This is a genomic window from Gemmobacter lutimaris (assembly GCF_003570715.1).
Lineage (GTDB): Bacteria > Pseudomonadota > Alphaproteobacteria > Rhodobacterales > Rhodobacteraceae > Gemmobacter > Gemmobacter lutimaris.
The window spans coordinates 130,135-144,102 of the sequence record NZ_QXXQ01000011.1 but is presented as its reverse complement, the minus strand read 5'-3'; the positions used below and the strand labels follow the sequence as shown (position 1 = coordinate 144,102).

Here is a 13,968-nt window from a genome sequence, read left to right as displayed (position 1 = left end):
CCTGCTCGAGCCGATCGGGAACGTCCCTCCGGCAGAAGCAGAGGCAAACTTCTACGCCGCTCTGGAAACTGAAGACATCGCCGCGTAACTAACCAAAATCAGCCTCCGGCAAACCCGGGGCGGTTCATTTCTCCGGTGAGTTGGAGTTGCATGACGGCATTGGTCGGGCGCATTGTGTAGTCGGAAATTTTCCGCAGATCATTGTTTTCATGCTGTTTTCACCTTCTTGAGGCGTATCAGGCCGGCGGCAAGGATCTTGCACAACTCGGCACGACGTTCCTTTGGGGTCATTTTGAAGGCCGGCATCGGATTGGAGCCTACGCAGGTCATTGCAGGTTCCCTTCCATCGCGCGGAGGTGAAGTGGTGCGCGCGGTCCGACGTGCCTTGCTCGCAGTTTCCATCGCCCGAATGACGCGAAAAACGACCGCGTACCCTGCGCACCCAAAGATGCGCACTCACGTGCGCACCCAGATTTTTCTTTTGACACTAGCGTGTTAGCGGGACCTCGCCCCCCGTATATGGTGCGCGCCCGGAAGGACCCGCCGACAACCGCGCGCGGAAAAAGGGTGCCTGCAGCCGATGGAGGGATGTAAGGGGAGAGCATCATGGCTGCTCCCCATCGGGTGGCAATGAGTCTTTGGGGGGCCTTTTTTTCTCCAGCTTCAGCGCAAGATTTCGGATCGGTTCCCAGAAATACTTCCATACCCTCAGGGGCGGCGCCTTCGTCGCATGGCTGCTTTTCTCCGCCAGCACGGGAAGGATATGTGTCTCGAGATCGAAGTCATCAAGCAACGCGGAGAAGCCTTGGACATCGTTTGTGAGGCTGTTCCGGTTTTGGTCATTTGCCCAAGGGCCGAGTGCCTTCAGACATCGTTCAAGCGCGATGGTGATTTCCGCGGCTGTAGTAGAGTCTTTTATTGAAAGACATTGATTCAGCAATGTCGCTGAGACACCACCCCCTTGCCGCTCTGACTGCAGGTCTTCGTGAAGGTTGCGGGTATGACGCGTCTCCAGGATATCCATCCCGTGTCTGGGATGCCCCGTTTCTGGGATAAGAACCCGCCCGGGCCAGCCGATCAGGATGTAGAAGGAACTGATCCGGCCATGATGCTCTGCAAAGCGAGCTTGGCTGACGACAAGGTTCCGCCGCGCAAACTCCCGGAGATTACGTCGAACAGTGCTTTTAGAACACTGGGAGTAGATTGCCAGCGTGTTCCAACTGGGAAAACACACTCCATGAGTGTCGGACATATGTGCCATGCTCAGCAGGATCGACCTGCCCTGAGCCCCCAGACCGGAAACGCCTGCAGCCCAGCGCGCGGCTTTGAAGTTCATGTGAGGATTTCGACGCATCTCAGATGCCCCTCGCATGATTGTCGGCCTTGTTTTCGAGATTGGAACGGTTCCGTTCGATGCTGCGGCCATCCTGATGCGCGCGCAGACTGCTCGCAAGTGGGAGATCGATGGCTCTGAAGGCGCGCCCATCCGTACCTAGACCAGCGCATTTCATTGTCTGACTTCGGTTGTGTGAATGTCATTGGAAACCTCCTGCTTTCACACCGCCATCGCATCACAGGGTCGCCAGCGGCGCGTAGGCGGTGACCGGCGATGAACGGAGTGATGCTGTCCCGGGTGTGCGGATTTCGCGGGATTGGGGGCCGTTGCTGCCGAGATCGGGGGTATATTTTCCGGAGAGATAGGCCCGATTCGTTTCGACAGCACATTTTCATGCAGACGCATAGGTGGTCAGCGGTGGTGAGTTTCCGTGATGTCCACCCGATCCACGAGGGCATTGCCCCGGGAATGTTCGAGCAAGTCCGAATCGGCGAGGCGGACTGCGCCGCCTGTTTCCAGTTTTGTGTGAGGCTTCAAGTCCAGCCGATGCTGCTCATCGAAGCGTCGCCCTTGTTAAGATTGGCGATCTTCGGCGGAAATCAGATGTCAGCAGGTATGCACACGCCGTCTGTCATGAGCGGATTGGTTTCGGCCGAAGCGAAATCTGCAAAGCGTCAAGCTCGCACGGTGCGAGTTGTGCGGCGGCTGAGTCGAGGATCGACAACAGATCGTCTTGCCGCGGCTGACCAAAGGCCAGGCGATAAAGCGCCACCGAGCGGTTCAACCAACCCAAACGGGTGCTTTCGCGGCTGAAGGGAAGAGAGAGCACATGGCGCTCGACCTTGTGATCTCCTTCGAAAAGCCAGTAGGGCACCATGTCGGCGCTGCTCTCGGCCCCCTGACGCGCCGCCTCGAACATCCGCGCCCAAGGGTCTTCCCGCGGCTCTTCCACCAAGCTTCCCTGATGCGCCTGCGCCAGATTGAGCCGCACCGCATGGTTCTTGTAGCGATGCACCCGGCCCTCGCGCTGTTCCATGTCAACGGGGTTCCCCGGCAGGTTCCAATGCACCACCCGGTGGCAATAAAGGTGGAAATCGAGCCCCTCTTGCCCGATCGAGGTCGAGGCGAGAACGAAAGGGCGAAATGGCGAGTTGAAGGCCTGCCGAACCTGATCGACGCGCTGGGTGCCATCCTCGCCACTGCCGCCCGTGACGAGGCGAGTGGCGAACCGGCCGCGCATCCGGAAATTGGCGCGTCGGCGGTGCTGCCGGTCGATCACGATGCTTGTGCCGCGCAGCGCATAGTGGCGCAGGTCGATTTGCGCTGGCAACAGCGACAGCGCCTCTAGCACCTTTTCGGCAAGCTGTGGCAAAGCGACATCCGAAGGCTGCTCGGCGAGCCCTTCCGCCTCACGCAGGACATGCAGATATTCGTCGAGCACGGCAGAGAGATCGTTTCGCGCACAATGATCCAGCACCGCGCGCCAGTAAGCCTCGTCGCTGTCGGCGCGCAACAGCGCCTGTGCCTCGGGTTGGTTGAAAAGACGACGGAACCCCATCGCGATCTTCGTCGCCGCCGAGAGCAGCGCGGGATCGTCGAGTGACAGGTCAGGCGCTTGTCGAGCCAGAGCGCGCAGCGCACAGGTGGCAGGGCTGCCCAGCGCCAGATCGACCAGATGATCGAGAAGCACAGCTTGCCCGGGCCGGCCAAGAAGCTCGGCCCCGCCCGCAGCGCGCAGCGCACTCAAGTGCTCGCGCCAGCCGGTCTCGTCGCCCTCGCGCTCGGCTGCGCCGCCGGGCGCAAGCCAGCTGGCGAAGCCAGCCTGTGTCAGATCGCATGCAGCGACCCCGGCCCAGTCCCAGGTGACTTCGCGCTCGGCCTCCGCGCAATCGGCCGCAATCTGCTTGGCAAGCGGTTCGAGGCGCGCGCAAGCTGCGGCCCGCAAGGCGGCATAATCGGGCAGCGGCGCCCCATGCGAGAGCATCAAAGGATCGACGACGCGGGCAAGATGCGGCGAGGGCAGTATCAGGGGAAGGAGCCGAAGTCCCGCGAGGCGCTCCTCGGTAACGGTGAAGCGCAACGGTCGCGCGGTGAGCTGCTCGGAATAGACATGCGCCCGGGCATTGCCGCGCGCCTGCCCCATGCCCATCCGCCGCTCGGCCTCATAGGACAGAAGCGCCGCGATCGCATCGGGCACCATCTGCCAGTCGGAGAAGACAAGCACTTTGCTTGCGGGCACGGTGACGCCAAAACTGGGCAGGCTCGGGGGCATCCACAACCGACGCTCCAGATCATCGCAAAAGGCCAGATCGATCAGCGCCCGCATCCGTGCATTGCCCGGTTCCACCGGGGCATAGGCCTCGAGTTCATGATGCGAAAGCTGGCAGCGCAGCGCGGCCTTGAGCGCCTTGCGTTGCGCCTGCGTGGGCTGGTCCTTCGCCAGTTCGATCCGCCGTGCCAGATCGTAATCGCGCATGAAACTCAACAAATAAGGCGCCGACTTCCAGAAGCCGGTCACATCGGCGGCGTCGAAGGCCTGCGCCAGGGCGTTCATGGCTTTCGCATCGCGCAAATCGTCGGGCAACACGCGCAAAGCGGGCACCACCTCTTTCACCATGCCGTCGCGTGCTTTGGTCTCTTGCACCCGTTCGGTCCGAGCGATCACTTGCCGCAGCCTCGTCTCGATCTTTCGCGCAGCCCCCTGCGCCTCGGGCTGCGACTGAGGCAATTGCGCCAGCGCCGCCCGATAGCGCCGCATTTCCGCCTCAAGGTCCGCCAGCAGGTCGGGCGCGCGCTCGGGCCCGAACAGAAACCCCAAGACCGAAAGAAACTCGCGGTAATGCTCGCCGCTGTCCTGTTCCTCCTCACCCAGCTGGCTGTCCCCCTCAAGCGTGAGCATCCGGTAGGGTGTGGCCGACAAGAGCAAGGTCCGGGCATTGTTGCCCTCCTCGTCGATGAAGCCGAAAAGCCTGCGGGCCAGATCTGCGGCTTCGTCGTTGCCTGTCAGAACAGCTTGAAACCGCTGGAATTCGTCGAGCACGATCAGGTCGGGCTCGAGTGCATGAGCACTTTCCCGAGCGAGCAGCGTGCGCAACCGCCCAAGGGTCGCCTCGCGTTGACGGTTGAAAGCGCTATCGGACGTGCCAAGCCCCTTTGCCTTCGCAGCAAGCTTTTCGAACGCGACCAACAGATCGGGATCACCTTGCACCGCAGATCGAAACCGCGTGGCTATCAGCTCTTCCATCGGCGCGCGCTCGATCATGGCGCGGGTCGTCTCCCATCCCTGCGTCCCCGCCCAGCTTTGAAGGAAGGCACTCGCCGCCGCCTCATCGCTCAAGATCGGGCGCAGCATCCGCAGGATCAGCGCGCGCTCTTCCTTTTGGCCGCCGCCTTCCTTGAGATCGAGCGATGTGCCCGGCGTGAGCGAGAAGAAATTCACCCCACGCGGCCGAATGCCACCCGCACGGGCCAGTTCCAGCGCCAGCATCGTCAGTCGCGTCGGCAGCACATTCGCACGACCATCGCCCAGAACGTTGAGTTTCTTCACATTCTGCCGCGCAATCGCGGCATTCGAGCAGATGTAAACGATATCGATCCGCGCGACCCTGTCCTGCAACGCCTCGATCGTGCGCGCGATCACGCCGCGCGCCACCATCGTCTTGCCAAGCCCCACCTCGTCAGCCACCAGAAACTGCGTCACCCGATCGGGATCGGTCAGCAAACGCGCCGCGACATGTTCGACCGTGGCGCGCTGAAAGGCCTTGAGGGGGCGCAGTGCGGCCTCGGCGTCGAAACGGTTCGTCAGCTTTTCGGTCATCGTCTTGCAGCCTTGCGGTTGGGGCGGGTCGAGGTCGGGCGCAGGCTGCGAAAGCTTGCCCAGAGCGTCAGGAATTCGGGCGGTATCAGCGGTGCGCCCGTATCGTCGCATGCGCCTTCGAGCCTTGTGATCAGCCGCTCGACATCGGCAAGGGCGCTTCCCTCGCCCGAGAGCGCGCGGACCATCGCCTCAAGGAGCGGCACTTCGCTGAATGACCCGAATGCAGCGCGCGCAGCGCCCGCGCGGGAGGCGTTGAGAAAGGCTTGTGCGGCGGTCTCGGGATCGGAGAGCAAAAGCTGCAGATAACGCAGGAAAGCGCCCCGATCCGCGATCATCGCCCGCAAGATCGCCGCGTCGCGGCCTTCGGGCAGGTCCTCAAGCCGCGTGCCAAGCGAGAAGTCGAGGTTCAGCCCGGTTTCGACATCACTCAGCTGAACCCCCAGCCAGCGCGTGACATCGGGCAGAGCCAAAGCGCCAAGCGGCTGCGGCGCTGGGTCGATCCGCGCCAGTTTCGTGCCCTGCGCCGCCCCCGCCATCAAGGGCCAGAGCCGCATCTCCAGTCCCTCGGGTGGGACGACGGTGGCGGCGCTTGCCAGTTTCAGCGCCACCCGTTCCCCCGCCTCGGGCACGCAGCAAAGTCTGAGCCCCGCCCGCACGATCTGGCCACGCAAGTGCTCAAGGCGCTTTTCGGCGGCGTCGAAAGACGCCGTCTCGGGTAGGTCAACTGGCTGATATTCTGTCAGAAACCGCCCCAGAGCCGCCTTCGCGTCAAGCTGATCCTCGCAGCTGCCAAGAGTGCGCGACGGCCCGGTCAAAGTGGCAAAGACCTCGACATTTGCACCGTTGAGCAACGCCGCGTTGGTCGCGTTGCCCGAGCCCATGGTAATCTCGGTGCTGGAATGGTGTTCGGTGACAAAAGCCTTGGCATGAAGCCCGCGGCGCGGCGCCTGATCGGCTCGGCAGGTCTCCTCGGCTTCGCTCTCCTCGCCATCCTCGGTCTCGGCCAGATCGTCGAGCACCAGAACCTTGCCGAACCGCGCCAGTACCGGCGCGGGTATCCGCGCGAGTTCCTCGGTCCGGCTCACCAGCCGCGCCGCGTCGGGGGCCATCCCCTGCGTCAGTCGCTCGAGCGCCTCGGCGCTGACGAAAGGCGAGATCACCGTCAGCCCGCGGCATGGCGAAGGGTGCCAGGGCGGTCTGCCAAGCCCGTTGACGTGAAAATCGATCCGCCGGACCCCCTCGGGACGAGCCCAGCGCACCTGCGCTAGCGCGCCGGCAAAGCTCGCCACCAGATCGCGGTTGCGCCTCGGGGTTGTGCTGCGGGGGTCCATCCCCGGCAGCGCCGAGATCAACGCGATCAGCGCGGTATTGTCGTCAGGCTCGGGCGCAGGCGTGCCATCGAGCACCAGCGACAGGTCCCAGGACTGGTCGGTGGTCAGGTTGCGCGACAGGATCGCCAAGCGCAGCACCACTCTGCTCGGGTCGTCGGGGGCGATGAAGCGCAGGACCCAAAGCTTGGGGTGGAAGGCCCCGCCTTGCGGCGCGAGGACCTCGGTGATCGTGTCCTCCAGCAGCGCGGTCAGTCGGTTGGGGTGTTTGGGCACCGCCTTGATGCGTCCTGCCTCGCAAAAGATCGCGATGCGGTCGGCAAGCCGTTCGAGCCCCTCGAGCAGCGCAAGCGGCGTGTCGAGCAACTCGGAGCGTGCTTCGGCGGCCTGAAAGGCGAGTGTCGCGGGGATGGTGAGCGCCGTCTCGAAATCGAGCGAATAGGTGGTGGCGAGAGCGGCATCGAAGACGAACCCGGGCGGGGCGCGCAGAATGTCGGAATAAAGCCTGCGGGTGGCGGGGTCGAGCGCGGTTTCAGGCATCGGCAAGGTCCTTCAGATGCGCGCGCGTTTCGTGCCAGCGGAAGGTGAGCGGCCGAACCCCCGAGGCGCCGCCCCAGCGCGCAAGCGCCGCATCATTGCAAAGCCGCGCCTTCCCCCGCTTCAGCCAACGTTCGCGGTTCTCGATCAGACGCCGTGCCTCGGCGTTGCCGCCGCGCGCTGCCGCCCCCAGCAGCACGAGATCGCGCCAGCTTTCGACGAACTGCCGTGTGGGGTGGGAAACCCGGTGGATCGTGCGCATGCAAAGCGCCCAGAGCGCGTCGAGATCCCAATCGATCGCAAGGCCCGGATCGAGCTCGGTGCGCCAGTCCTCAAGGCGGGTGCGATAGTCTTCGACCCGCGCTTCTCCCTGTTCCGCGCCCGCACCGTGAAGCGTACGGGCACGCTCGGCAAGGCAAAGATTGTAAAGCAGCGCCGCCCCCTGCATCAGCCGTGAGAACCGCTCGGCCTGTGCCACGAGTATTCGGTTTTGCGCCGAGAAGCCCGCGCGATCCGGGTGGCTCCAGATCGTGTCGCACTCCGCCGCATCGCGGGCCTCGGCCAGATCGCAATAAAGCGTTCCGGGGGCGGCAAGGCGCAGCCGATCACGCAGGAAATCGGCCTCTTCGGCGCGCAGACGGAACGTGGTTCGTGTCAGTAACTCTTCTTCCGGTGCCGGCAGGTTCGCAGCCCAAAGCGCGGTGGGATCACGCATCTCGAGACAGGCTCCGCGACCGATCGGCAGGCGACGAATGCCCAGCGTGAAGAGCGCGGCCCAGTACACGTCGCTCGGCAGCCGCTTGAGCCCCTCGCGCGCGACGCTGCCGATCACGCCTTCGCTTTCACCGCCCGCCTCGAGCGCCTTGATCAGGGTGATTTCGAGCGCCCGCGCACGCTCCAGTGGGGCGCGCTGGATACGGTCCCGCGCCACGATCCGGTAGATCCAGGGCACGAAGAGCATGTAGCGCAGCCGCGTCTGGATCGTCGATGTGCCCGGAAACATCAGATCCGACAGCGCATCACGAACCGCACCAAGGCCAAGTTCGTCGCGCGTATCCTTCTCGTCGAACAAATCTATGATCCGACGTGTGCGGTCGCGGTCGGCCTGATCGAAGTCGATCCAAGCGAGTCCATACATCAGACCGGCACCTCCTGCAGGTCGAGGACCGAGATCTTGCCCTCGTTCATCCAGTTGACCGCCAGCCCCCGCACCGGCTTGCCTAAGGCGCGCGCGGCGACCCCGGCATAGGCGTGCAGCTGCGGGGCATAGCCGGAAAAGCGCGCTTCGGGGTCGGGGCAGGCGCCGGATTTGTGATCGACGATCATTAGCCCCTCCGGCCCCTCGGCCAGAAGGTCGATGATGGCGTTGATCTCTGACCCGTCGGCGGCTGTTTCCTGCAGAGGCAGCTCGAAATGTAACCGGTCGAAGCTTCGGGTCAGGAGCCAGTCGCGCAGGGCCGTGGCCTGGGCGCCGATCTCGGCCAGGGTGTCGGAGGCAAGACCAGTGGCGCGGCCGACCTCGGCCAGACGCTCGGGGCGCTCGCAGGCGACGCGAAAGGCAAGGTGCCAGGCCGAGCCGCGCTCGGTCGCCAGATCGAAGCCGTCGCGCTGGCGGCGCACCGCCGCGCCAAGGGCGATGTGGCGCAGATTGGGCCGGGCGGCGTCTGCGGGCGCAATGAGGCCCGAGGGGGTGGCGCGCCAAGGCCGCAGTGGCGTGTAGGAATGCGGGCGGGAAAGACCGAAGCGTGGCACTAGATGCGGATCGAGCTCAGCATCCGGGCCAGCGTCAGGATCGGCGGTCATCACCACCCGCGCTGGGAAGGTCTCGCCGCAGATCGTCAGGCCCGTGCCGTCGGTGGCGACGGTGAGCCCGCTGCGTGCGCGCAGCAGATCGACCATCCGTTCGGGGCGCGGCCTTTCCTTAGACTGCGCAGGCGGCAGGGCGAGGATCAGCCGGTCACGCGCGCGCGTCAGCGCCACATAAAGCTCGCGCGCGGCATCGCGTTCGTCTTCCTCGATCAGCGCCTCGGCAAAGGCCGCCTGCTTTTCGGGCGCGGCAAAATCGGGCAGCCAGCCGAGCCCCGCATGATCCAGCACCGCATCCAGATCATCGAAACCGTCAAATTCGGCGCGCAGGGTGTTGGGGCGGGCGATGAATTTGTAATCGAGCCCGGCCACCACGGTGATCGGCCATTCCCGCCCCTTCGAGGCATGCCAGGTGCAGACCTCGATCCCCGGCGCGGACCATCCGGCGGCGTTGGGATGGCGATCGACGTCGCGCCCGGTCTGCGCCGCAAGCCAGCCCAGAAACACCTGCACTGACGCGCCATGAAACCCCGCCGCAGCCTTCAGATCGGCGGCCAAGGTGTCAAAAGCCAGCGCCTCGGCCTCGAGCCGGGCGAGATCTGCGAGCGCCTGCGCGGGTGCGTCAAGTGTCGCCGCCCAGTCGCGCAGCCCGGCCGCCGGGATGATCTGTGCGAGCAGCGCCGCCACGGTCAGATGCGGGGCCTTTTCGACAAGGGGCAAAAGCGGCGCCAAAGCGGCATGGGTGGCAAGCGTGCCGTCGATGGCCAGCGTCAGCGCGGCTTCAAGCGGCACGCGCGCCGGGCCAAGGGTAAGATAGCGCAGCGCGGCATGGCTGTCCTCGGGATCGGCCACCAGCGCGAGCGCCGCCCGCACCGCCCGGATGATCGGCGCAGACCGCCAGCCATCGGCTTGAATCCGAACGGCAAATCCTTGGGCGCGCAGGGCCTTGGCCACGGCGGAAGCCTTGGCGGCAGTGTAGCACAGGACCGCCACATCCGAGGGCTGCGCGGGCCTGAGCTGGCCGGTGGCGCGGTCGGTCACCTGTGCGCCGTCTTGCAGCAGCGCCGCGACATGGGCTGCGATGCAGGGGGCGCTGACATCCTTTCGCCCCCCGGGCAAGACCAGCGCCTCAAGCGCGGTGACCCCGGTCTCGGCACGATGCGGCGTCAGGTCGTCATAGCCTTCGGGGAAAAGCACCGGGCCGAGTTTATTCACGAAGCGCATGATCCGCGGGTCGGAGCGGTAATTGTGATCGAGCGGATCGACCGCCTCGGGGCAGGCCGCGTGCAGCGCGCCAGAAAGCCGCGGATCGGCGCCCTGAAAGCCCATGATCGCCTGTTTCGTGTCGCCCACGATCAGCGCGCGCGCCGCCCCCCGCGCGAGCCGCCACAGAAGCGAGAATTGCACCGGGTTCGTATCCTGAAACTCGTCGATCACCACGCAGTCGATCTCGCCCAAGGTGGCGGCGAGGATCTCGGGGTGGGTGGCAAGAAGCGCCTCGGTCTCGGTGATCATGTCGGCGAAATCGATCAGACCGCCCGCGCGCTTCGCCGCGTCATAGCCCGCCATGAGCGCCTGCGCGCCGTTGATCAGCGCGCTCAGATGCGCGCGGGCGTCCGTCAGCGGCCCGGGGTGGATCAAGAGCCCCTCGGCCGCCTCCATCACCGCCCGCGCTAGCGCGTCATAGCCCTCGGGCGTGGGGGCGCCGCGTTTCGATTGGCGCAGCGCGCGCAATTTTTGCCAAAGGCCCCAGTCGCCGCTCAAGGCATCGGTTTCGACGGCGCGGCGAAGCCGGGCATGGTCGTCGCGGAAGGCTTTTATCGCCGCGTCGCTCGTGGCGTGACCCGCAATCCCCTCGGGGAAACGTGTCAGCAAGGCCTGCGCGGCACGGCGCAGCGCCTCTGTCAGCGGGGTTCCATCGGCGGCGCGGGCACCATACCCCGCCTCCAGCGCGGCAAGCGCCCCCGCCAGAACGCCGGGATCCTGCCCTCGCGCGCCAAGCCCGCGCAAGAGGTCGATCGCGCGCAGCACATCGGCGCGGAACTGATCCTCGGCGCTGGCCCCGGTCTGGCGGTTCCACGCATAGCCAAACCGCGCCAGATCGCCCATCACCTCCTGCAGCGGGGCGCAGCCGCCCATCTGCAACCGGATCAGCAGATCGCGTTCGGCCTCGGTCAAGAGACGGCTCACCGGCGCCCGTCCGGCGCCGAAAGCGTGTTCGGTCAAAAGCCGCTGGCCGAGGCTGTGGATCGTGCCGATATAGGCGCGTTCCAGCTCGAGCGCTTCGGCCACCTGGCCCTGCGCGATCAGCTGGGCGCGGATGCGGGCCTTGAGTTCCGACGCCGCCGTCTCGGTGAAGGTCACCGCCAGAATGCGCCCCGGCGCGACCAGCCTGTCGCGAACCCAACCCGCCACCGTGCGCTGGATGCGGGTGGTCTTGCCGGCCCCGGCCCCGGCGGGCACAAGCGTCAGATCAGTCATCGGACCCCTCCTCGGCGTCATCCTCGGCCTCGGGCAGCACCAGCGCGGCGACAAGCTCGTCTTGCGCCAGCGCATAGGCGGTGATGCCGCGCTCTTTTTCGAACCGCTCCGCGTCGCCCGCGTGATTGAGCCGAACCCGCCCGGCGCCAACCTCGGCCACCACCTCGGCCAGATGCGCAAGCGCGTTGTTGGCGGGGTCCGCTGCCGGGCATTCGGCGCGCGGCAACCCCGCCCCGGCGCCGTCGGTCAGCACCGTGCCATCGAGTGTCGTGTGATAAGCGGTGATGATTGGGCTACCCGCGATCTCGGTCACGGGTGAGGCAAGGTTTGGCCGTTCCAGCATGGCAAGGTAAAGTGCCACCTGCAGATCCCAGCCCAGCTCCATCCGCTTGCGCCGTTTCGCGGCAGAGGCGCGTTTGAGGTCGATCACCAGATGCCGCCCGTCGGGCAGACGAAGCAGGCCGTCAGCACGACCGGCGATCAAGAGCCCGCCGTGCTCGCCGGCAAGCGAAATCTCGTTGGCCAGCGTCACCGCGCCGGTCTCGGACAGGAACCGTGCCCAGCCCCGCACCACCCGAAGGGCCTCGCGCGAAAGGCTGGCGCGTTCCGCCGCCCAAGCGGGTTCCGCCAGCCAGACCGCCTTGCGCGCGATCACCTCGGTCAGCGCGGCCTCGGTCAGGCGGGGCATGTCCTCGGGCGCGGGCGGCAGGGTGTCGGGCGGAAAGACACGCTCGATCACGCCATGAACCAAGGTGCCAAGCACCAGAACATCGAGCGTTTCCGGGGTCCAGCTGCGGTCGCGGGCGTCGATCTGCTCGAAAAGCCAGGCCAGCGGCGAGACGATCAGCGTTTCCAGCGTCGATGGCGATTGCGGCAGTGGCTCGGCCTCGGCTGCCCCCCGAAGCGCCAGAAGATCGCGGCCAAGCGTGACCGCGCCACTTTCCGGCAGATCGGGGTGGCCCGCCATCGGGTCAGGCTGGCGCGAGGTGAGGCCGAAGGGCTGTTGCCCCTCGGGCAGCGCGCGCGGGTCCAGCACAAGACGCGTCGGATCGGGGGCCCCCAGAAGCCGGGCGATCAGCGCGAAGGCGGTGGTGGGCGGCAGCACGCCCCCGGCCATGTCGCGCGCGGGTGCCAGAAGCACCGCCGCCTCGGTCGCGGCACAAAGCTGGCGGCGAAAGAGCTCCAGCCGACGCGCGGTTTCGCTTGCACGGCCGGGCAGATGCAGCCCGGTGGCGGTGCCGATCTGCGCGATCTCGGTTTCGGTGAAAAATGGGTTCGCCGGTTGCGGCCGGGGCCAGCTGCGCCCCTGCATCCCGAGCACGATCAGCCGCCGCACCGAGCGCCACGGCAGGTCGGGTTCCATGAAGACGCTGACGCCTTCGAGCGTGCGCGGCGCGGCGGGACCGGGCAGCGGCAAGGCCTCGACAAACGCCTGAAGCGCGGGCCAATCGGGGCGCTCGCCGCTTTGGCTGCGCAAAAGTGCGATCTGCGGCGCAAGGCTGCCGGGCGGGGCAAGAAGCGCGTCGATCTCGCCCAGCCGGGCAAACAGCGCGGGCAGGCTGGCGACCGGGCGCAGCGCCGCAAAGAGAGCGGCGGCGGGGACCTCAAGCCCGCGCCACAACCGTGAATAGCCGCGTGCGATCAGTTCGCGCGCGATGGCGCGCCCGGTGGCGGCGGGCCATGGCATCAGCGGCGAGAGGACGAGGCTTGCCAGTGCCGTGCGCGGTGCGGGCCCACGCAGCACCGGCAGAAGCACGGCGATCAGATCGCGCGCCGGATCGCGCTGGCTGGTCGCGGCGGGCGCGCCGGAAAGCGGCAGGCCGACCCGATCGAAGGCCTCGGCCAGCGCGCTCGCATAGGCGGGATCCTCGGGCACGAGCAGCCCGGCCTGATGGGCGCCGTCGAGGAGACCGCGATCAAGCCAGCCCTGCACCATGGCGGCGGCAAACTCGGCCTCCTCCATCGGATCGCGCAGGCCGAAAACATGCAGGCTAGCATCAGGGTCCAGCGGCGCGGCAAGGCTCGTGAGGTTCGCCTGCACATGGCCAAGGGCGCCCGGAGCGGAGGCCGAACGCGAAGGTTGGCGCGCCAGCCACGCTTCCGAGAGGCCTGCGGGCACAGCCCCGTGCTGGCGATGCAGCGCCCGTGCCAGCGCCGTTTCGGCGGCCGTGGCATGGGGGCAATCGATGGGGGCAAGCAGCGGCAACGGTTCCAGCGCCGCCCCGGCCCCGGCCCCGATCACATGGCGCCAGACGTGCAGATCCTCGGGCAGTGCGCCGCCCAGATCGGACCACATGTCCCGCAGCGCCCCAAGATGCGTCCGCGCCCGCCCCGCAGGCAAGCGCTCGGGTTGCACCTCGGTGGGGGTCAGCGTCTCGGTCGCCCGCGCCAGCGCGTCGAGCGCGCGGCGCACCGCAAGCCCGGTTTCTGTCGGCGCGACGGCCAGACTTTGCATCCAAGGCCCGCGGGGCCGCAGCGCAAGGGCTGCATCGGGGTCGTAGCTGGCGCCGGGAACAAGGTAGCTGTCGCGCAAGAGCCCCGTCGTCACGGGGCGAATGGCGCCGGTCACCGGCGAGGCGGTCTGCAAAGGGCTGAGTCTCATGGCGTTCACAAATCCATTGGGCTAGGCAAAAAGATGACAATGAGGGGCGTCAAAATAAGAC

6 protein-coding genes are annotated in these 13,968 nt (G+C 66.4%); all 6 read right to left on the bottom strand.

The genetic code is table 11. From position 1 onward, the window contains the following. Positions 1-604: 604 nt before the first annotated feature. Positions 605-1,336, bottom strand: a complete 732-nt coding sequence (locus D2N39_RS17050; RefSeq protein ID WP_158589862.1) for a helix-turn-helix domain-containing protein — start codon at positions 1,334-1,336, stop codon at positions 605-607. A gap of 631 nt (positions 1,337-1,967) precedes the next feature. Next, on the bottom strand, positions 1,968-5,153 hold the full coding sequence (locus D2N39_RS17045; RefSeq protein WP_119135968.1) for a helicase-related protein: 3,186 nt from the start codon (positions 5,151-5,153) through the stop codon (positions 1,968-1,970). Beyond that, positions 5,150-7,021: a phospholipase D family protein gene (locus D2N39_RS17040; RefSeq protein ID WP_119135967.1), complete on the bottom strand. Its 1,872-nt coding sequence runs from the start codon at positions 7,019-7,021 to the stop codon at positions 5,150-5,152. Before D2N39_RS17040 ends, D2N39_RS17045 begins: the two co-directional genes overlap by 4 nt. Continuing rightward, the gene (locus tag D2N39_RS17035; protein ID WP_119135966.1) at positions 7,014-8,156 is read right to left on the bottom strand and encodes a DUF6361 family protein; all 1,143 of its coding nucleotides are present in this window, start codon (positions 8,154-8,156) and stop codon (positions 7,014-7,016) included. The genes D2N39_RS17040 and D2N39_RS17035 overlap by 8 nt, the downstream gene beginning before the upstream one ends. Beyond that, positions 8,156-11,305 (bottom strand): UvrD-helicase domain-containing protein, encoded by a 3,150-nt coding sequence (locus D2N39_RS17030; RefSeq protein ID WP_119135965.1) that lies wholly within the window; start codon positions 11,303-11,305, stop codon positions 8,156-8,158. Before D2N39_RS17030 ends, D2N39_RS17035 begins: the two co-directional genes overlap by 1 nt. Beyond that, a complete protein-coding gene (locus tag D2N39_RS17025) occupies positions 11,298-13,907 on the bottom strand; it encodes a PD-(D/E)XK nuclease family protein (protein WP_147373507.1) in 2,610 nt (869 codons plus the stop codon). The genes D2N39_RS17030 and D2N39_RS17025 overlap by 8 nt, the downstream gene beginning before the upstream one ends. Between the last annotated feature and the right edge of the window lie 61 nt (positions 13,908-13,968).

Excerpts from the sequence above, each read along its gene's own strand:
- D2N39_RS17050 (WP_158589862.1), bottom strand. The coding sequence starts at position 1,336 with ATGAACTTCAAAGCCGCGCGCTGGGCTGCAGGCGTTTCCGGTCTGGGG.
- D2N39_RS17045 (WP_119135968.1), bottom strand. The coding sequence starts at position 5,153 with ATGACCGAAAAGCTGACGAACCGTTTCGACGCCGAGGCCGCACTGCGC.
- D2N39_RS17040 (WP_119135967.1), bottom strand. The coding sequence starts at position 7,021 with ATGCCTGAAACCGCGCTCGACCCCGCCACCCGCAGGCTTTATTCCGAC.
- D2N39_RS17035 (WP_119135966.1), bottom strand. The coding sequence starts at position 8,156 with ATGTATGGACTCGCTTGGATCGACTTCGATCAGGCCGACCGCGACCGC.
- D2N39_RS17030 (WP_119135965.1), bottom strand. The coding sequence starts at position 11,305 with ATGACTGATCTGACGCTTGTGCCCGCCGGGGCCGGGGCCGGCAAGACC.
- D2N39_RS17025 (WP_147373507.1), bottom strand. The coding sequence starts at position 13,907 with ATGAGACTCAGCCCTTTGCAGACCGCCTCGCCGGTGACCGGCGCCATT.